This window comes from Streptomyces sp. NBC_01788, from assembly GCF_035917575.1.
Classification (GTDB): Bacteria; Actinomycetota; Actinomycetes; order Streptomycetales; family Streptomycetaceae; genus Streptomyces.
Genome location: NZ_CP109090.1, coordinates 4,804,201 through 4,821,703, shown reverse-complemented (window position 1 = coordinate 4,821,703; position 17,503 = coordinate 4,804,201). Strand labels below are relative to the sequence as shown.

Annotated in this window: 16 protein-coding genes and 1 riboswitch; of the genes, 4 read left to right on the top strand and 12 right to left on the bottom strand. The window is 71.9% G+C overall.

The features are described 5' to 3' along the window. The 3 genes from OIE49_RS21955 to OIE49_RS21945 all read right to left on the bottom strand — a co-directional run bounded on the left by OIE49_RS21955 (position 1) and on the right by OIE49_RS21945 (position 3,457). The gene (locus OIE49_RS21955) at positions 1 to 1,557 is read right to left on the bottom strand and encodes an ABC transporter substrate-binding protein (RefSeq protein ID WP_326803764.1); all 1,557 of its coding nucleotides are present in this window, start codon (positions 1,555 to 1,557) and stop codon (positions 1 to 3) included. A gap of 169 nt (positions 1,558 to 1,726) precedes the next feature. Then, positions 1,727 to 3,139 (bottom strand): metallophosphoesterase, encoded by a 1,413-nt coding sequence (locus OIE49_RS21950; protein ID WP_326803763.1) that lies wholly within the window; start codon positions 3,137 to 3,139, stop codon positions 1,727 to 1,729. Between the two features lie 78 nt (positions 3,140 to 3,217). Further along, positions 3,218 to 3,457 carry an SCO4848 family membrane protein gene (locus OIE49_RS21945; RefSeq protein WP_234375641.1) on the bottom strand — a complete coding sequence of 80 codons (240 nt, stop codon included), beginning with the start codon at positions 3,455 to 3,457 and terminating at the stop codon, positions 3,218 to 3,220. Between the two features lie 91 nt (positions 3,458 to 3,548). On the opposite strand from OIE49_RS21945, the gene OIE49_RS21940 reads away from it, so the two are divergent. Next, positions 3,549 to 4,802 (top strand): D-alanyl-D-alanine carboxypeptidase family protein, encoded by a 1,254-nt coding sequence (locus OIE49_RS21940; protein ID WP_326803762.1) that lies wholly within the window; start codon positions 3,549 to 3,551, stop codon positions 4,800 to 4,802. On the opposite strand, the gene OIE49_RS21935 is transcribed toward OIE49_RS21940, so the two are convergent. Further along, positions 4,750 to 5,712, bottom strand: a complete 963-nt coding sequence (locus OIE49_RS21935; protein WP_326803761.1) for a YihY/virulence factor BrkB family protein — start codon at positions 5,710 to 5,712, stop codon at positions 4,750 to 4,752. The genes OIE49_RS21940 and OIE49_RS21935 overlap by 53 nt on opposite strands. An 86-nt stretch (positions 5,713 to 5,798) precedes the next feature. Between OIE49_RS21935 and OIE49_RS21930 the strand changes: the two genes are divergently transcribed. Then, complete coding sequence (locus OIE49_RS21930) at positions 5,799 to 6,563, top strand: decaprenylphospho-beta-D-erythro-pentofuranosid-2-ulose 2-reductase (RefSeq protein ID WP_326803760.1); 765 nt, start codon at positions 5,799 to 5,801, stop codon at positions 6,561 to 6,563. Positions 6,564 to 6,614: 51 nt separating this feature from the next. Here the strand turns inward: OIE49_RS21930 and OIE49_RS21925 are convergent, their stop codons facing one another. The 3 genes from OIE49_RS21925 to OIE49_RS21915 all read right to left on the bottom strand — a co-directional run bounded on the left by OIE49_RS21925 (position 6,615) and on the right by OIE49_RS21915 (position 10,101). Further along, entirely contained in the window at positions 6,615 to 7,196 is a 582-nt protein-coding gene (locus OIE49_RS21925; RefSeq protein WP_326803759.1) for a 2'-5' RNA ligase family protein, read from the bottom strand. 163 nt (positions 7,197 to 7,359) lie between these two features. Beyond that, entirely contained in the window at positions 7,360 to 8,373 is a 1,014-nt protein-coding gene (gene trpS / locus OIE49_RS21920; RefSeq protein ID WP_326803758.1) for a tryptophan--tRNA ligase, read from the bottom strand. 273 nt (positions 8,374 to 8,646) lie between these two features. Beyond that, positions 8,647 to 10,101, bottom strand: coding sequence for a glycine hydroxymethyltransferase (locus OIE49_RS21915; RefSeq protein ID WP_100569847.1), 1,455 nt, complete (start codon positions 10,099 to 10,101; stop codon positions 8,647 to 8,649). 30 nt (positions 10,102 to 10,131) lie between these two features. Next, positions 10,132 to 10,220, bottom strand: a riboswitch (ZMP/ZTP riboswitch). Positions 10,221 to 10,356: 136 nt separating this feature from the next. Here OIE49_RS21915 and OIE49_RS21910 point away from each other — a divergent pair. Further along, positions 10,357 to 11,211: a hypothetical protein gene (locus tag OIE49_RS21910; protein ID WP_326806297.1), complete on the top strand. Its 855-nt coding sequence runs from the start codon at positions 10,357 to 10,359 to the stop codon at positions 11,209 to 11,211. A 30-nt stretch (positions 11,212 to 11,241) separates the two neighbouring features. On the opposite strand, the gene pdxR is transcribed toward OIE49_RS21910, so the two are convergent. Beyond that, entirely contained in the window at positions 11,242 to 12,660 is a 1,419-nt protein-coding gene (pdxR, locus tag OIE49_RS21905; protein WP_326803757.1) for a MocR-like pyridoxine biosynthesis transcription factor PdxR, read from the bottom strand. A 47-nt stretch (positions 12,661 to 12,707) separates the two neighbouring features. Between pdxR and OIE49_RS21900 the strand changes: the two genes are divergently transcribed. Continuing rightward, the gene (locus OIE49_RS21900; RefSeq protein WP_326803756.1) at positions 12,708 to 13,238 is read left to right on the top strand and encodes a carboxymuconolactone decarboxylase family protein; all 531 of its coding nucleotides are present in this window, start codon (positions 12,708 to 12,710) and stop codon (positions 13,236 to 13,238) included. A 51-nt stretch (positions 13,239 to 13,289) separates the two neighbouring features. Here the strand turns inward: OIE49_RS21900 and OIE49_RS21895 are convergent, their stop codons facing one another. The 4 genes from OIE49_RS21895 to OIE49_RS21880 all read right to left on the bottom strand — a co-directional run bounded on the left by OIE49_RS21895 (position 13,290) and on the right by OIE49_RS21880 (position 17,467). Further along, entirely contained in the window at positions 13,290 to 14,201 is a 912-nt protein-coding gene (locus OIE49_RS21895) for a hypothetical protein (RefSeq protein WP_326803755.1), read from the bottom strand. Positions 14,202 to 14,208: 7 nt separating this feature from the next. Then, the gene (locus tag OIE49_RS21890; RefSeq protein ID WP_100569844.1) at positions 14,209 to 14,562 is read right to left on the bottom strand and encodes a hypothetical protein; all 354 of its coding nucleotides are present in this window, start codon (positions 14,560 to 14,562) and stop codon (positions 14,209 to 14,211) included. Then, positions 14,546 to 16,267 (bottom strand): hypothetical protein, encoded by a 1,722-nt coding sequence (locus tag OIE49_RS21885; protein ID WP_403320000.1) that lies wholly within the window; start codon positions 16,265 to 16,267, stop codon positions 14,546 to 14,548. Before OIE49_RS21885 ends, OIE49_RS21890 begins: the two co-directional genes overlap by 17 nt. Before the next feature lie 210 nt (positions 16,268 to 16,477). After that, the gene (locus OIE49_RS21880) at positions 16,478 to 17,467 is read right to left on the bottom strand and encodes a malate dehydrogenase (RefSeq protein WP_326803754.1); all 990 of its coding nucleotides are present in this window, start codon (positions 17,465 to 17,467) and stop codon (positions 16,478 to 16,480) included. Positions 17,468 to 17,503 lie beyond the last annotated feature (36 nt).

Below are 17,503 nucleotides of genomic sequence, written 5' to 3'. Positions count from 1 at the left end.
TCAGATCCAGTCGAGCTTCCAGAGCCGGAAGCTGCCCGTGCCGTCCGACAGGTACTGGCCGCCGCCGACGTCCTCGCTGCTGACCACGTACTCCTTGCGCTGCCACAGCGGGATCAGCGGCACATCGGCGGCGACGTTCGCCTGGAGGCTGCGGAAGTCCCCGGCGATCCGGCCCCGGTCGGCGTACTGCTGGGTGTCCCGGATGAGGCCGTCGACGGCCTTGCTGCTGTAGCCGGTCCTCATCGTGCTGCCGGTGCCGACGAGGGCGCCGCCGAAGGTGTCGGGGTCCGGGTAGTCGGCCACCCAGCCGACCGCGTACGCGTCGAGCTTGCCGCCCGCCCAGAGCTTCTGGAAGTCGGCCCACTCGTAGCCCTTGAGGTCGACCTTGAACAGGCCGCTCGCCTCGAGCTGCCGCTTGAGCTCCGCGGCCTCCTCGCCGGCGGCGCCGCGCCCCTGGCCGTAGCCGTAGGTGAAGCGCACCGGGACGGACACGCCGGCCTCGGTCAGCAGCTCGCGGGCCTTCTGGGCGTTCTGCGTCGGGTAGGCGTCGAAGAAGGACGTGTTGTGGCCCGTGATGCCGGCCGGGATCAGCGAGTACAGCGCGTCCACGGTTCCGTCGTACACGCCGCCGGCCAGCTTCTCGCGGTTGATCAGCCAGGCGATGGCCTGCCGGACGCGGGTGTCGTGCAGCGGCGAGGAGGCACGGGTGTTGAGGTACAGGTTGCGGGTCTCGGAGCTGTCGGACACCGACACGCGCATCGCGGGGTCGCTGGGGTTGAGTCCGGCGAGGAGCTTCGGGGGCAGGTTGCGCGTGGCGACGTCGATCTGCTTGCCCGTCCACGCCTTCTCCAGCTCGGCCGGGCTGTCGAAGTAGCGCAGCGCGACCGGTCGTCCGGTGCTGCTGATGGCGCCCTTGTAGGCGTCGTTCGGTACCAGGTCCGCGTTCTTGTCCTTGGCGTACCCCTTGAGCCGGTACGGCCCGGTGCCGTCGGCCGCCGTGCCGGTGCGCAGCCCGTTGGCCGGGTAGCGGGTGTGGTCGACGATGGAGCCGGCGCCCGTGGCCACCTTCAGCGGGAAGGTGGCGTCCGGGGTCGACAGGTGGAAGGTGACGGTCATGCCGTCGGCCTCCACCGAGCCGAGGGTCGACAGCAGCGCGGAGGGGCCGACGTCGGAGTTGATCTTCTTGATCCGGTCGAAGGAGAACTTCACGTCCTCGCCGGTCATCGTGCGCCCGCTGGGGAACTTGATGTCCTCGCGCAGTTCGCAGCGGTAGGTGCGCAGTCCACCGCCGGTGAAGACGCAGTCCTTGGCCGCGTCCGGCACGGGTGTGACACCACCCGGCTCGAAGGTCAGCAGGGACTGGAACACATTGCTGTACAGCGCCCAGGAGCCCGCGTCGTACGCTCCCGCCGGATCCAGCGACGTGACCGCGTCCGTCGTGCCCACGACGATCGCGTTGCCCTTGTCGTCCTTCGACGGCAGCAACTGCCAGCCGCCCACCCCCACGACCGCCAGCACGACCAGCGTCGTGAGGATCCGTATGCGAACCGACCGCATCCGTACCCTCCCCAGACCCCTTTTGGGCCCTTCTGCACAAACCACACACCTGAGTGGCGCCCGTTACCTAATCACACGCATTTCGCCAGGGGGAAGCCGGGTCTGGGGAGAATGAGAAGAAGTTACGAAGACTTGTTGTTCGAGCGTTTCCGGGAGGGTTCCGCGGTCTCTACGCCTGCCTGGAGGCGAGCTGGACGACGGTGATGTCGGAGGGGGCGCCGACCCGTGTGGGCGGGCCCCAGGCGCCCGCGCCGCGGCTGACGTACAGCTGGGTGTCGCCGTAGCGCTCCAGGCCCGCGACGGTCGGGTTGGCGGCAGCCGCGAGGAGGCTGCCGGGCCAGAGCTGGCCGCCGTGGGTGTGGCCGGAGAGCTGGAGGTCCACACCGTGCCGGACGGCCTCGTGGATCTGCACCGGCTGGTGGGCGAGCAGTACGCACGCGCGTGCCGTGTCCCGGTCGCCGAGCGCCCGCTCGAAGTCGGGGCCCTGCCCCTCGCTCTCGCCCCGTACGTCGTTGACGCCGGCCAGGTCGAAGGCGGGCAGCTCGGTGCGCGCGTTCTCCAGGGGGAGCAGGCCGAGACGGCGCACCTCCCGCACCCACTGCTCGGCGCCGGAGAAGTACTCGTGATTGCCGGTGACGAAGTACGCGCCGTGCCGCGCCCGGAGCCCGGCCAGCGGTGCCGCCGCCGGTCCGAGGTCCTTCACGCTGCCGTCCACCAGGTCCCCGACGACGGCGATGAGGTCGGGCTGGGTCGCGTTGACCGTGTCGACGACCTTCTGCGCGAATCCGCGCCCGAGGACGGGTCCGAGGTGGACGTCACTGACGACGGCGATCCGGTACCCGTGCGCCGCCCGCGGCAGTTTCGCCAGCGGCACGGTCACCCGCTTCACCCGCGGCCCGCGCAGCACCCCGTAGGTCCCGTACCCGACGGTCCCCAGAGCCACCGCGGCGGCGCCTCCCCCGACGACCCGTGACACGAACAGCCGCCGGCTGGAAAGGCCACGCGAGGCCGCCGACGCGCCGTCGCCGGTGGCCGGCTCATGGCCGGACGGCGCGTCGGCGGATGCCTGCACGGCGGACAGCGGGCCGCCCGGACCCGGAGGGGGCGTGGACGGGCCGGTGTCGGTCGGCGCGGCGGCGGACGACGCCTCCCCGGCCGGGCCCGGCTCGGGGGCGGACACCGGCACGAATTCGGGCTGCGGCGCGGCGGCGGACTCCCGCGCGGGTGCCGCCGTGTCCTGAGCCGGTGCGGCCGTCCGCGGACCGGTGGGCAGGAGGCGGCGCAGGAGGGGGCGGAGGGGCTCCGTCGCCAGAGTGGCCAGGAGCAGGTACAGCACCAGGGCGAGCCAGAGGAAGCCGGGCCAGGCCAGGGTGCGCTGGAGCCAGAAGGGGGCGCCCGCCTGCTCGGTGACGAGGGCCCCGACGGCCAGGACCCAGCCGCCCGCGATCAGGACCGCGCCCGCGCGGCGTACCGGACCGGGTCCGCGGGTGGTGTCGCGGAACAGGCGGCGCCACAGATACCAGTTGGCCGCCACCACCCCGCTGAGCACGAGCAGCGCCACGAACACGAAGACGACCACCATGCCGTCCGTTCCTTCCGCCTGATGCCTGGTGTGCCGGCCCCCGCCCCCGCGAAAGGCCCCGTGGAGCTGTCCGGAACGCTATGACGTCCGGCGCAGTGCGCGCAGTCCGCGCAACCCGATGCCCCCGATGACCGTCCCCAATACGAAGGAGACGACGGCGAGCGCCAGATGCACCCAGAAGTACGCCGTCGGGTGCCCGTGGTCGAACGCCAGACCGCTGCCGTCCTTGATGAGATTTTTAACGAAAGTGACCCAAATGACCCAACTCCACACCCCGAAGGCGAGCAGGAACCAGGAGACGGGGCGGCTGAGCTTCATACGTTCAGTATCGCCGTCCGGAACCGGGCTCCGCGTCCGGGGTGGGAGGGCGGACGGCACGCCACTGCCCGCGCCCGGTACGTTTCCGACCGTGCCCGCACCCAATAAGATCATCAGCCGATCACTGGTGATCACCTCCGCCGCCCTGCTGTCCGCCTCGCTGGCCGCGCCAGCCGCTCTCGCCGCGCCTGTCCCCTCGGCCACTCCCCCGGCAGGGATGTCCACCGTCGGCGGCGCCCGCCTGGGCCTGCCCGGCACACAGGTCGACCTCGGCAACGGCGCCCCCGTGCTGCCCAAGGACCTCACCGCCCGCTCCTGGATCGTGGCCGACGCCGAGTCCGGCGCGGTGCTCGCCGCGCACAACGCGCACTGGCGGCTGCCTCCGGCCAGCACGCTGAAGATGCTGTTCGCGGACACCGTGCTGCCGAAGTTCCCCCGGACGCAGACGCACAAGGTCACCCCGGCCGACCTGGCCGACGTGGGCGCGGGTTCCAGCCTGGTCGGCGTCAAGGAGAACGAGACCTACACGGTCCACGACCTGTGGCTGGGCGTGTTCCTCCGCTCCGGCAACGACGCCGTGCACGTGCTGTCCGCGATGAACGGCGGCACAAAGCCGACCGTGGAGGACATGAACGCGCACGCGCAGGAACTCCAGGCACTCGACACCAACGTGGTGAGCCCGGACGGCTACGACGCCGACCACCAGGTCTCGTCGGCGTACGACCTCACGCTGTTCGCCCGTTCGGGGATGCAGAAGAAGGACTTCCGCGAGTACTGCTCGACCGTGCGGGCGTCGTTCCCGGGCGAGACCAAGAAGAACAAGAAGGGCAAGACCTCCCGCGGCTCCTTCGAGATCCAGAACACCAACCGGCTGCTGAGCGGCGACTACGACATCTCGGTCTACCAGGGCATAGCCGGGGTGAAGAACGGCAACACCACCCACGCGGGAGCCACCTTCACCGGCGTCGCCGAGCGCGACGGCCGGGTGCTGCTGGTGACGGTGATGAACCCGAGCAAGCCGGACCACAACGAGGTCTACAAGGAGACCGCCAAGCTCTTCGACTGGGGCTTCGCCGCCCTGGGCAAGGCGCGCCCGGTGGGCGAGCTCGTGCCGCCCAGGAGCGCCGCCGGGGCGAAGGCGGAGCCGGGGCCCTCCGCGGGCCGGACCGACGACGGCTCGTCCGCCGCGGCCGTGGCGCACGCGTCCGTCCAGAACGGCTCCCGCGGGGCGGGGATCGCCCTGGGAGTCGCCGGTGGCGTGCTGGTGCTGCTCGCGGCCGGGGCCTTCCTGGTCAACCGCCGCTGGCCGCTGCCGGACCTGATGCGCCGCCGGACCCGCCCCTGAGATCGACGGCCCGGCCGCCGTCGCCGCCCCCGTCCTCATCGGGCGCACCGCTCCCGTCGTCCGCACCGCTCTGCGTCGCCGTCCAGGCGGCGCAGTACAGGACCAGCTTGGACGTGAAGTTGATCCACAGCAGCAGGGCGACGGGGACCCCGAAGGCGCCGTACATGCTCTTCGCCGCCACGCCCTGGATGTAGCCGCTCAGCAGCAGCTTCAGCAGCTCGAAGCCGACCGCGCCGAGCAGCGCGGCGACCAGCAGCCGGTGGCGCGGCGGCTCGACGCCGGGCAGCAGGGTGAGGACGTACAGCAGGACGAGGAAGTCGGCCAGCACGGCGACCGCGAACGCGATGACCCGCAGCAGGACGCTGCCCCAGCCGTGTTCGGCCAGCCCGATCTCCCGGGAGATGTAGCCGACGGCGGCCGAGGCGATGGTGGACACGACGAGCGTGACCAGCATCGCGCCACCGAGGCCGATCAGGACGCCCGCGTCCTTCACCTTGCTCATCAGCGGGTTCTCCTCCGGGTCGGGCAGCTCCCAGACGGCGCGCAGGCAGTCCCGCGTCTGGGCGACCCAGTTGACGCCGGTCAGCAGCAGGGCGGCACCGGCGATGAGCCCGACCGTGCCGGCGTTCTGCACCAGGGCACTGATGTCCAACTGCTGCCCCAGGCCCGGGAACTGCTGGACGATCTTGTTCTGGAGCGTGTGCTGCTGCTCCGGACTGAGCGTGGCGGCGCCGACCGCGGCGGCCACCGTCAGCAGCGGGAACAGCGCGATGAAGCTGATGAACGTCATGGCGGCGGCCAGTCGCGACCACTTGACCCGGTCCAGACGTTCGTACGACCGCCACGCGTGCGTGGTCATCAGGCGGGCCACCCACGGCCCGACGACGGGAAGCTTCTTCAGCCAGTCCATGATTCCGACTGTGCCCGCTCCGTGGCAACGTGAACACCGCGTTTCTGCGTCAAAACACGCATAACCGGACGATACAGTCGTCTGCCGTGAAGGATGCCCCCGGTCTCTCGCGTCTTCCCCGGTCACTGCTGGTCCTCGGCGGCACATCCGAGATCGCCCTGGCCACCGTGCGCCGCCTGATCGCCCGCCGCACCCGGACCGTCTGGCTGGCGGGCCGCCCCTCACCGGCCCTGGAGGAGGCCGCCGCGCATCTGCGCACCCTGAGGGTGGAGGTGCGCACCGTGCCCTTCGACGCGCTGGACTGCGCCTCCCACGAGACGGTCCTCGGCAAGGTCTTCGCCGAGGACCGTATCGACATGGTGCTGCTGGCCTTCGGCGTCCTCGGCGACCAGGCGTACGACGAGCGGGTGCCACTGAACGCGGTCCGGGTCGCGCAGACGAACTACACCGGGGCGGTGTCCGCGGGCCTGGTGGCCGGGCAGGGGCTGCAGAACCAGGGGCACGGCTCGCTGGTGGTGCTCTCCTCGGCCGCGGGCGAACGCGCCCGCCGCGCGGACTTCATCTACGGCTCGAGCAAGGCCGGCCTCGACACCTTCACCCAGGGCCTGGGCGACGCGCTGTACGGCACCGGGGTGCACGTCATGGTCGTGCGCCCCGGATTCGTGCGCTCCAGGGCGACCGCCGGCCGCGAGGCCGAACCCTTCACCGTCACTCCGGAGCAGGTCGCCACCGCCGTCGAACTCGGCCTGCGCAGGCGCTCGGAGACGGTGTGGGTGCCCGGTGTGCTCCGGGTGGTGACGACCGTGCTGCGGCATCTGCCGCGCGCGGTCTACCGGCGGCTGCCGCTGTAGCGGTCCGGGCGGTGTCCGTTCGCCGCCGTGCGGGAACGCCGGGGCAGGTGCCTACCGGGCGGGCAGCGTGCCGCTGTCCACGGGGGCCGCCTGCGGAGGCACCACCGTGCTGCCGCCGAAGCCGAACTCCCGCAGCTTGCGCCACACCCCGTCGGGACCCTGTTCGTGCAGGGCGAACCCGGTGCACGCCCACTCGGCCTCGTACCCGGCGAGCTCCTCGAAGGCGCGGTCCATCGCCGCGTCGTCGATGCCGTGCGCCACCGTCACATGCGGGTGGTAGGGGAACTGGAGTTCGCGCGCCAGCGGCCCGGAGGGGTCGCGGACCTGCTGCTGCAGCCCCGCGCACGCCTCGGCGCCCTCGACGACGCGCACATAGACCACCGGGGACAGCGGCCGGAAGGTGTCCGTGCCGGACAGCCGCATGGTGAAGGGGCGCCCGGCCGCGGCCACCTCCGTCAGATGGGCCTCCACGGCCGGCAGCTCCCCGGAGTCGACCTCCGTCGGCGGGAGCAGGGTGACGTGCGTGGGGATGCCGTGAGCCGCGGCGTCGCCGAAGCCCGCGCGCCGCTGCTGGAGCAGGCTGCCGTGGGGCTCCGGGACCGCGATCGACACGCCGATCGTTACGGTCCCCACGTCGTCTCCTTCGTCGTGCCGGATGTGTTCTTCTGTTTCGTTCTCAGCCGTTTCGTCACTGCCGTCCGGCTATGACTGTACGACCACCGCACCGTTGTGGGCAGGCGCAGCCGCAGTGATGTACAGCGCTCTGCGTCGCGGTGCGCGTGTGCGGTGGTGCGCCTCAGTGCTTGGCGGGCAGGAAACCCACCCGGTCGTACGCCTGGGAAAGAGTCTCCGCCGCGACCGCGCGCGCCTTCTCCGCGCCCTTGGCCAGGATCGAGTCCAGGGTCTCCGGGTCGTCCAGGTACTGCTGAGTCCGCTCCCGGAACGGCGTCACGAACTCCACCATGACCTCGGCGAGGTCCGTCTTGAGCGCACCGTAGCCCTTGCCGGCGTACTTCTCCTCCAGTTCGCCAATACCCGCCCCGGTCAGCGTCGAATAGATCGTCAGGAGGTTGCTGACGCCCGCCTTGGTCTCCAGGTCGTAGCGGATGACGGTGTCGGTGTCCGTCACCGCGCTCTTGACCTTCTTGGCGGTGGCCTTCGGGTCGTCCAGGAGATTGATGAGGCCCTTCGGCGTCGACGCCGACTTGCTCATCTTGATCGTCGGGTCCTGGAGGTCGTAGATCTTCGCCGTCTCCTTGAGGATGTACGCGTCCGGGACGGTGAAGGTCTGGCCGAAGCGGCCGTTGAAACGCTCGGCGAGGTCGCGGGTGAGTTCGATGTGCTGGCGCTGGTCCTCGCCGACCGGCACCTCGTTGGCCTGGTAGAGCAGGATGTCGGCGACCTGGAGGATCGGGTACGTGAACAGGCCGACGGAGGTCCGGTCGGTGCCCTGCTTGAGGGACTTGTCCTTGAACTGGGTCATGCGGCCGGCCTCGCCGAAGCCGGTGAGGCAGTTCATGACCCAGGCGAGCTGGGCGTGCTCGGGGACGTGGCTCTGGACGAACAGCGTGCAGCGGGCCGGGTCCAGACCGGCGGCCAGCAGCTGGGCGGCGGCGAGCCGGGTGTTGGCCCGCAGCTCGGCCGGGTCCTGCTGGACCGTGATCGCGTGCAGGTCGACGACCATGTAGAAGGCGTCGTGGGTCTCTTGAAGGGCCACCCACTGGCGTACGGCGCCGAGGTAGTTGCCGAGGTGGAACGATCCGGCGGTGGGCTGGATTCCTGAGAGCACGCGGGGTCGGTCAGTCGCCATGCTCACCATTCTCTCAGGTAAGGGGGCCCGATCCGGAACCGGCCGGAAACAGGTGGGAACCGGATCCTGGCGCGCGATGCGGCAAGGCTGTGAGAACGCGGGACGGGGGGCCGCAGCGTCGATGAGGCCGCGGTGACCGCCCGCAACGATGAGACGGGGAACACAGTGCGCGCCACCGGTCGGTGATCAGTTGCCGTGGGCGGCCGGCGGCACGCCGCGCCGAGCCCCGTGACCCGCGGGTCACGGGGCCTTCGCGTCCCCTGTGGGGGCGGGTCAGCCGAGGTCGATCTCCGGGTAGAGCGGGAAGCCCGCCACGAGGTCCGTGGCCCGGTGGGAGATCTCGTCCGCGATCTTCGGGTCGAGGACGTGCTGGGCCTTGGAGGGGGTGCCCTTGCCGGTGGTGCCGGGCTCGGTGGCCGTCAGGACACGATCGATCAGGCCGGCGACCTCGTCCATCTCGGCGGTGCCCAGACCGCGGGTCGTCAGCGCGGGGGTGCCGATACGGATGCCGGAGGTGTACCAGGCGCCGTTGGGGTCGGCCGGGATCGCGTTGCGGTTGGTGACGATGCCGGACTCGAGCAGCGCGGCCTCGGCCTGGCGGCCGGTGAGGCCGTAGGAGGAGGCGACGTCGATCAGGTTGAGGTGGTTGTCGGTGCCGCCGGTGACGAGGGTGGCACCACGGCGCGTCAGGCCCTCGGCGAGCGCGCGGGAGTTGTCGACGATGCGCTGGGCGTAGTCCTGGAAGGAGGGCCGGCGGGCCTCGGCCAGGGCGACGGCCTTGGCGGCCATGACGTGCGGGAGGGGACCGCCGAGGACCATCGGGCAGCCCCGGTCGACCTGGTCCTTGAGGGAGTCGTCGCACAGGACCATGCCGCCGCGCGGGCCGCGCAGGGACTTGTGGGTGGTGGTGGTGACGATCTGGGCGTGCGGAACCGGGTCGAAGTCGCCGGTGAGGACCTTGCCGGCGACCAGGCCCGCGAAGTGGGCCATGTCGACCATGAGCGTGGCGCCGACCTCGTCGGCGATCTCGCGCATGATCCGGAAGTTCACCAGGCGCGGGTAGGCCGAGTAGCCCGCGACGATGATCAGCGGCTTGAACTCGCGGGCGGAGGCGCGCAGGGCCTCGTAGTCGAGGAGGCCGGTGACCGGGTCGGTGCCGTAGGAGCGCTGGTCGAACATCTTCCCGGAGATGTTCGGGCGGAAGCCGTGGGTGAGGTGCCCGCCGGCGTCCAGGGACATGCCGAGCATGCGCTGGTTGCCGAAGGCCTGGCGCAGTTCGGCCCAGTCCGCGTCGGAGAGGTCGTTGACCTGGCGGACCCCGGCCTTCTCCAGGGCGGGTGCCTCCACGCGCTGGGCGAGGACGGCCCAGAAGGCGACGAGGTTGGCGTCGATGCCGGAGTGCGGCTGGACGTAGGCGTGGCGGGCACCGAAGAGTTCCCTGGCGTGCTCGGCGGCCAGCGACTCGACGGTGTCGACGTTGCGGCAGCCGGCGTAGAAGCGGCGGCCGACGGTGCCCTCGGCGTACTTGTCGCTGAACCAGTTGCCCATGGTCAGCAGGGTGGCCGGGGAGGCGTAGTTCTCGGAGGCGATCAGCTTGAGCATCTCGCGCTGGTCGGCCACCTCCTGGCCGATGGCGTCGGCCACGCGCGGCTCGACGGCGCGGATCACGTCGAGGGCGGCACGGAAGGCGGTGGACTCGTTGGACAGGGGCGCGGTGTTCTCAGGCATCGGGACCTCCGGACGTGGCATCGGCGTTCACGTTACGGCCCAGGCGCACGGCACACTTTCCGTTCGGGCCGCTCCCCGATGGTCGGTCCCATCCCAGCGCGCCAGTCACGGCCCGTCGTCAGCCTACCGGGCCCACCCCACGGCACCGTTCCCGTGTCCGCCATGCGAGCGAGGAACGGCTGCTGGACCGCGGGGTCCTGGATCTGGTGACGCCCGGACACCCCGCTCCCCTAGAGTCGCCTCGTGCTCTTCGGAATGGTGTGCGCGCTCGGCGCGGCGGTGTGTTTCGGGACGGCGACGGTGCTCCAGGCCATCGCCACGCGCGCCGCGGCGGACACCGGCGGGGGCGGGGAGGCGGCGCTGCTGCTGCGGGCGGTGCGGCAGTGGCGGTATGTGGCGGGCCTGGGCCTGGACGGCCTCGGGTTCCTGCTCCAGATCGCGGCCCTGCGCTCGCTGCCCATCTACGTGGTCGGCGCGGCCCTCGCCGCCAGCCTCGCGGTGACGGCGGTGACCGCGTCCCGGCTGCTGCGGGTGCGGCTCAGTTCGCTGGAGTGGTCGGCGGTGGGCGTCGTCTGCGCCGGTCTGGCCATGCTGGGACTGGCCTCGGGCACGGAGGGCCACGAGGACGGCTCGGCGGCGCTGAAGTGGGCGATGCTCGGCGCGGCGCTGGCCGTGCTGCTGCTCGGGGCGGTCGGCGGCCGTCTGCCCGAGCGCGTGCGTGCCCTGCTCCTCGGCCTGGGAGCGGGTTTCGGCTTCGGCGTGGTCGAGGTGGCGGTGCGGCTGATCGACTCGCTCGCCCCGTCGGTGCTGTTCACCAACCCGGCGGCCTACGCGCTGCTCATCGGCGGTGGAGCCGCCTTCCTGCTGCTGACCTCGGCCCTCCAGCGAGGTTCGGTGACCACGGCCACCGCGGGCATGGTCATCGGCGAGACGATCGGCCCCGCGGCGGTCGGGGTGGTGTGGCTGGGCGACCGCACCCGCGAGGGCCTGGCCTGGCTCGCGGTGCTCGGCTTCGCGGTGGCGGTGGCGGGCGCCCTGGCGCTGGCCCGGTTCGGGGAGGCGCCGGTCGAGCAGGGGCCGGTCGAGGAGTTGCCTGCCACGAAGGCGTGAGCACCGCTCGACGGGGCACGCGACGGGCCGTCAGGGCAGCACCCGGCACAGGGCGTCCAGGGCGCCCGCCCACGCGTGGTCCGGTGGGGTGCCGTAGCCGACGACCAGCGCGTCCAGCGGTGCCACGGCGGCCTGCTCGTGGCGGAAGCGGGACAGTCCGTGCAGGGCGAGGCCCTGCCAGGCGGCTGCCTGGACCACCGCCGGTTCGGTGCCGGGCGGCAGGCGCAGCACGGCGTGCAGACCGGCGGCGATGCCGGTGGGGTGGACGTCGGGCGCGCGGGTGGCGAGGGCCTCGACCAGGGCGTCACGGCGGCGCCGGTAGCGCAGCCGGGCCGAGCGCACATGACGGTCGTAGGCGCCGGAGGTGATGAACTCCGCGAGCGTCAGCTGGTCCAGCACCCCGCAGGTGTCGGAGGGACCCTTGGCGGCGGTGGCCTCCTCCATGAGGGACGGGGGCAGGGCCATCCAGGCCAGGCGCAGTCCCGGGGCCAGGGACTTGCTCGCCGTGCCCAGGTAGACCACGTGGTCGGGGTCGAGGCCCTGGAGCGCGCCGACGGGCTGGCGGTCGTAGCGGAACTCGCCGTCGTAGTCGTCCTCCAGGATCAGGCCGCCGGTGCGCCGGGCCCAGTCGGTCACGGCCGCGCGCCGGTCGGGGTGCAGGGGCACGCCCATCGGGAACTGGTGGGCGGGGGTGAGCAGGACCGCTCCGGGTCCGGCCAAGTCGCCGGTGACGGTGCCGAGTCCGTCGAAGGGCAGGGGACGGGTGCGCAGGCCCACGCGGGCCAGGAGGTCCCAGTGCACGTCGAGGCCGTACGACTCGACGGCGACCGTGGTGACGCCGCGCGCCCGCAGCACCGTGCCGAGGATCCGCAGTCCGTGCGAGAAGCCCGCACAGACCAGCAGGTGGTCGGGGTCGGTGCGGACGCCCCGGACCCGGGCGAGATGCCCGGCAAGGGCGGTGCGCAGTTCCGGGCGGCCACGCGGGTCGCCGTAGCCGAGGGCGTGGTGGGGCGCGGTGGCCAGGGCGCGGCGGGCGGCCTTGAGCCACTGCGTGCGGGGGAAGGAGGCGAGGTCCGGGGTGCCGGGGACGAGGTCGTGGACGGGGCGGGGGCGTTCGCGGGGCTGCCGGGCCGCGCCGGCCCGCCGGGCGTCCGCGCTCGGCGACGGCCCGAACGGCGAGGCGGGTGCCCCTCTGGCCACGCGCGTGCCGGAGCCCTGGCGGGCGGTGAGCCAGCCCTCGGCGACCAGGTCGGCGTAGGCATCGGCGACCGTGTTGCGGGCGATACCCAGGTCGGCGGCGAGGCTCCGGGAGGAGGGCAGCCGGGTTCCGGGGGCCAGACGGCCGCCGCGGACCGCCTCGCGCAGTGCGTCGGTGAGGCCGCGGCGCACGCCGGGACCGGCCGGTTCCAGATGCAGGTCCAGGCCCAGAGTGGCCCATGATTCCGCCATGGAAATGGACCATACTCCTGGGCTGCTTCACTCATAGGGTCGGACGTATGGCTACGACGACGAACACCGGCGAACCCACGAACACCACCGAAGGCGCCCCCGCCTACGCGCCCGAGCACGAGCCCCGTATGCAGTGGGCCAAGCACGCTCCCGAGGTCTACAAGGCGATGGTCCGGATGGACGCGGCCGCGGGCCAGGGCCTCGATTCGCGGCTGCGCGAGCTGGTCAAGATCCGTGCCTCGCAGCTCAACCACTGCGCGTTCTGCCTGGACATGCACACGAAGGACGCGCTCGCGGCCGGCGAGAGCGTGGAGCGGATCGTGCAGCTGGCCGCCTGGGAGGAGTCGCGGCACTTCTATTCGGAGAAGGAGCTCGCCGCGATCGAGCTGACGGAGGCCGTCACCGTCCTCACCGACGGCTTCGTGCCGGACGAGGTGTACGAGAAGGCCGCCGCGCACTTCGACGAGGCCGAACTGGCCCACTTGATCGCCTCGATCACGGTGATCAACGCCTGGAACCGGTTCGGCGTGACGACCCGCGCGGTCCCGGGCCACTACACCCCCGGTCAGTACAAGTGACCACCCCGCCCCGGGGGCCGGCCGGGCGGCCGGCCCCCGGGCGGCGGTGGGTCAGTCCTCGCAGGTGGCGTAGGAGGGACAGAACCAGTCCAGTGCCGTGCTGAGGACCTCCTGCTCGTCGTGTCGGCCGTCGGATTCGGGCCCGTAGGAGGCGAGCGCGTACAGCCTGCCGTCGGCGGCCTCGAAGCGTTCGTCCACGACGTACCAGGTGCCGATGTCCGGTTCGCCCTTGAGGGAGTCGGCCAGGTACTCCAGCCGGGAGCCCGTGAAGTCGCCGCTGTCCAGGTTCACCCGGGAAAGCTTCCGGAATCCCGGTGGCTTGGGCAGCTTCTCGGACAGGTACTCGTCGAACGAGTCGTCCGGGGAGGACTCCTGCACCTCGTACACCTGGAGCCGGTGACGGCCCGTGGCATCACGGTAGTTGACGATGTCCATGCCGTACCGGGAGGTCACGGTGGACCGCTGGTGCTGCCAGCCGTCGGGCACGGCGATGCGGAAGCCCTCCGGATCGTCGTAGGCGGTGTAGCCGGCCGGCGGCTCGTGGGCCGACGGGGACGGCGTCCCGGTCTCCGGTTCCGGTGAGGCGTACGTGGTGGGGGGCGCTTCGGACACGCCCGGCGTGCCGCTCGTCGTGGCGGCCACCCGGTTGCCGTCGTTCCCGCCGCCGCCCAGGCCGAGGGTCACCACCAGGGCGACGGCGACTCCCGTGGCGGCGGCCGCGCCGATCACCGTCCAGGCGGTGCGGCGACTGTGCCCGCCGGGCACGGGCGGCGGCGGGGGCGGGGCCGCCGCGGACCAGGTGCCGGTGGGTGCGCCGGCGTCGGGATCCCGGACCTCGCCCGGCGGCGATGCCGGCATGTGCGCCGACCGGGCGGGCGGTGGCGGGGTCGCCCGCCCCACGTCCCGGGCACCGTCCTCCCAGCGCTGGGTCTCCTCGTTCCAGTGGCGCTGTCCCCCGCTCATCGCGCTCTCACGCCAGCAGTCCCGCCACGGCACCCGCGGAGGCGAGGACGTTCAGCAGCGACTGGGAGTCGGCGAGCAGCGCGCGCAGTCGTTCACGCCGGGACGGGCCGGCCTGGCCGGTCGTGTTGATCTCCTCCTCCGCACCGGCCAGTTCGGCGTCCAGCGCGGCTGTCTGCTCGGTGCCCCGCACCCGGGTCAGATCGGCGCGCAGCTCGCGCACCGCGGCCAGCAGCTGCTCGGTGGCCTCGTCGCGCTGCGGTCCTGCGCCGTGGTGGCCGACCGCGCTGGCGTGGCTGCCGATGGCGAAGGTGCTGCCCGAGACGTTCCCCATGGTCACGTTCGGCTCATGCCGGTCGGTCATCGCTGCCCGTTCCCTTCCGCGGCTCGGTGCCGCTGCTGGCGGTCGCGTGCGAACCGACGGCGAAGGTGGAGCCCTCCACCGAGTCGATGTTCACGCCGCCGTTGCTGATGTTGACGATCTTCTGGACGAACTCGCCGGTCTGGTAGCCGGCGTCGGCGAGCGCGGCGCGCACGCCGTGCGCGATCCGGTCCTGGATCGTGCGCAGATAGCGGTCCACGTCCATCTGCTGGAACAGCGACCCGTCCGGAGCCGAACCCAGTTCACGCACCGACAGGGCGGGGCCCTCCGGCAGTGCGCCGGCGTTGCCGGACGTCAGCAGCCGCCAGCCGAACCGGATCATCCGCCCCAGGCCGAACAGGGCGATGCCCGGGGACACCGGTACCCGTGGCACGGCGTAGGCGGCCTTGCCCAGCAGGTTGTTGCGGTTGTAGCGGTGAGCGGTGCGGTCGGCGTCCTTGAACTCCTGGCGCACCGGGTTCAGTACGTGCGGGGCGACTTCCAGCATGAGCATCCGGCCCTGGGTGTGCACGCGGACGAAGACGCTGACGATCAGCTCCCCCTCCCAGCCGTCGACCCGCGCGCACAGGAAGTGCCTCCGTTTCTCGGCGCCTTCCTCGGCGGCGCGCATCCGGTGGTTCTCGAAGGCCTGCGGATCGTACGGGGCGTCCTCGCGGCGCAGCATTCCCTCGACCGGCAGGAAGACGCATTCGCCGATCTCCAGGCGGCGCAGCCGGTCGCGCACGGGGAACGCGGCGGTCGTCGCCGATTCGCGGAGCTGGTCCAGCAGGGGGCGGACGGTCTCCAGGACCGCCCTGTTGCTCAGCGGTCGCTGCTTCTTCATGGCGTCGGGGCGCAGTTCGACGGCGAGCACCCAGGTGTCGTGCGCGGTTCCGGCCCCGCAGAAGGGGCGGGCCTCGTGATACATGGTCAACTGCTGGTGCTGTTCCGCGTGGATGCGCCCGACCAGCCGCTGGAACCGTCCGCCCTCGGCCCGCAGCGCCGGATCGCTCGCGGCGTCCGGGAAGCGCTGAGGGGAGAGCTCGGCCGTCAACGCCCGGGTGACCTGGCTGCGCCGGGCGGCGAGGCAGAGGGCGATGAGCGCGAGGACGACGATCGAGAGCCATGCCTGCAGACGCTCGGCCTCGAACGAGGTGAGCAGGTCGGACAGTGAGGCGCTCGACGTCCTGTACTCGTCGTAGTAGTCCGACGTGTCCGAGGAAGAGTCGCCACCACCGGAGAACGCGATGCCCAAGGTCAGCAGAAAGTACCAGGCCAGGCCGATACGGCTGTACCACCGCAGGAACCAGGCCGGTACGCGCCGGTAGAGCGGCGGGGTGTCGCTCCTGCCCCTGATCAGGGTGGCGACGGCCAGCTGGACGCCCAGGGCGAGGAAGATCAGCAGCCAGTAGCCGGTGAGCACGGCGCCCACCACCCACAGCCCGAGGATGGCTCCGTCCCAGGCCAGTTCCAGACGTCGCGCACGCAGGGCGTGGGCCAGGACCCGCGCGGCGTCGAAGCCGGGCGAAGGCGCACAGAGACGCTGCTCGTTGACGTACAGCTCGTCGATGACCCGGTCCCGGTACTCGCTGTCCAGGTAGGTGCCCGCGCACAGCAGCCGGGTGGCCTCACTGGCGTACGGCGGCACGGGCGGGGACGCGTCCGGGGGCGTCGGCTGCGATTGCTGCGGCATGGATACGGTGCTCACGCGACTCCCCCGAGGTGTGAACGTTCCCCAGCTCGACAGAACTGATGGGCCATCAGCATAGGGGGGCGGGAAGCCGCGCGGGAAGCGGTTTGTCAAGTGGGCACCACGGTGCACGAGCCGCGCCGGCGGCACCGGCGTACGCGGGCACGAACGCGCAGGGCCCCGCTCCGGCCGGAACCGGAACGGGGCCCTGCGGACGGGCGCGGTGACTCAGATGAGGCCGAGGGAGCGGACCGCGTCGCGCTCCTCCTCCAGTTCCTTGACGGAGGCCTCGATGCGGGCGCGGGAGAAGTCGTTGATCTCCAGGCCCTGGACGATCTCGTACGCGCCGTCCTTGCAGGTGACCGGGAAGGACGAGATCAGGCCCTCGGGGACGCCGTACGAGCCGTCCGACGGGATGCCCATGGAGACCCAGTCGCCGTCGGCGGTGCCGTTGACCCAGGTGTGCACGTGGTCGATGGCGGCGTTGGCGGCGGAGGCGGCCGACGAGGCGCCGCGGGCCTCGATGATGGCCGCGCCGCGCTTGGCGACGGTCGGGATGAAGTCCTCGGCCAGCCACTTCTCGTCGTTCACGAGCTCGGCGGCGTTCTTGCCGGCGACCGTGGCGTGGAAGATGTCCGGGTACTGGGTCGCGGAGTGGTTGCCCCAGATGGTCAGGCGCTTGATGTCGGCGACCGTCGAACCCGTCTTCTTGGCGAGCTGGGTCAGCGCGCGGTTGTGGTCCAGGCGGGTCATCGCGGTGAAGCGCTCGGCGGGCACGTCCGGGGCGGCGGCCTGGGCGATCAGCGCGTTGGTGTTCGCGGGGTTGCCGACGACCAGGATCCTGACGTCGTCCGCGGCGTGGTCGTTGATGGCCTTGCCCTGCGGCTTGAAGATGCCGCCGTTGGCCTCCAGGAGGTCGCCGCGCTCCATGCCCTTGGTGCGCGGGCGGGCGCCGACGAGGAGAGCGACGTTGGCACCGTCGAAGGCGACGTTCGGGTCGTCGCTGATGTCGATGCCCTGAAGCAGCGGGAACGCGCAGTCGTCGAGCTCCATGGCCGTGCCCTCGGCGGCCTTCAGCGCCGGCGTGATCTCCAGGAGGCGCAGCTTGACCGGCACGTCCGCGCCGAGCAGCTGGCCGGAGGCGATGCGGAAGAGCAGGGCGTAACCGATCTGGCCGGCCGCGCCGGTGACGGTGACGTTCACGGGAGTGCGAGTCATGGCGTTCTCCGTATGACAGCTGGCGGTGGGGCGTCC

What these genes read in the sequence shown, in the direction of transcription:
- OIE49_RS21945 (WP_234375641.1), bottom strand. Translation starts at nt 3,457, where the DNA reads ATGAAGCTCAGCCGCCCCGTCTCCTGGTTCCTGCTCGCCTTCGGGGTG.
- OIE49_RS21890 (WP_100569844.1), bottom strand. Translation starts at nt 14,562, where the DNA reads ATGACCGACCGGCATGAGCCGAACGTGACCATGGGGAACGTCTCGGGC.
- trpS (WP_326803758.1), bottom strand. Translation starts at nt 8,373, where the DNA reads ATGGCGACTGACCGACCCCGCGTGCTCTCAGGAATCCAGCCCACCGCC.
- OIE49_RS21955 (WP_326803764.1), bottom strand. Translation starts at nt 1,557, where the DNA reads ATGCGGTCGGTTCGCATACGGATCCTCACGACGCTGGTCGTGCTGGCG.
- OIE49_RS21910 (WP_326806297.1), top strand. Translation starts at nt 10,357, where the DNA reads ATGGTGTGCGCGCTCGGCGCGGCGGTGTGTTTCGGGACGGCGACGGTG.
- pdxR (WP_326803757.1), bottom strand. Translation starts at nt 12,660, where the DNA reads ATGGCGGAATCATGGGCCACTCTGGGCCTGGACCTGCATCTGGAACCG.
- OIE49_RS21900 (WP_326803756.1), top strand. Translation starts at nt 12,708, where the DNA reads ATGGCTACGACGACGAACACCGGCGAACCCACGAACACCACCGAAGGC.
- OIE49_RS21880 (WP_326803754.1), bottom strand. Translation starts at nt 17,467, where the DNA reads ATGACTCGCACTCCCGTGAACGTCACCGTCACCGGCGCGGCCGGCCAG.
- OIE49_RS21950 (WP_326803763.1), bottom strand. Translation starts at nt 3,139, where the DNA reads ATGGTGGTCGTCTTCGTGTTCGTGGCGCTGCTCGTGCTCAGCGGGGTG.
- OIE49_RS21895 (WP_326803755.1), bottom strand. Translation starts at nt 14,201, where the DNA reads ATGAGCGGGGGACAGCGCCACTGGAACGAGGAGACCCAGCGCTGGGAG.
- OIE49_RS21915 (WP_100569847.1), bottom strand. Translation starts at nt 10,101, where the DNA reads ATGCCTGAGAACACCGCGCCCCTGTCCAACGAGTCCACCGCCTTCCGT.
- OIE49_RS21935 (WP_326803761.1), bottom strand. Translation starts at nt 5,712, where the DNA reads ATGGACTGGCTGAAGAAGCTTCCCGTCGTCGGGCCGTGGGTGGCCCGC.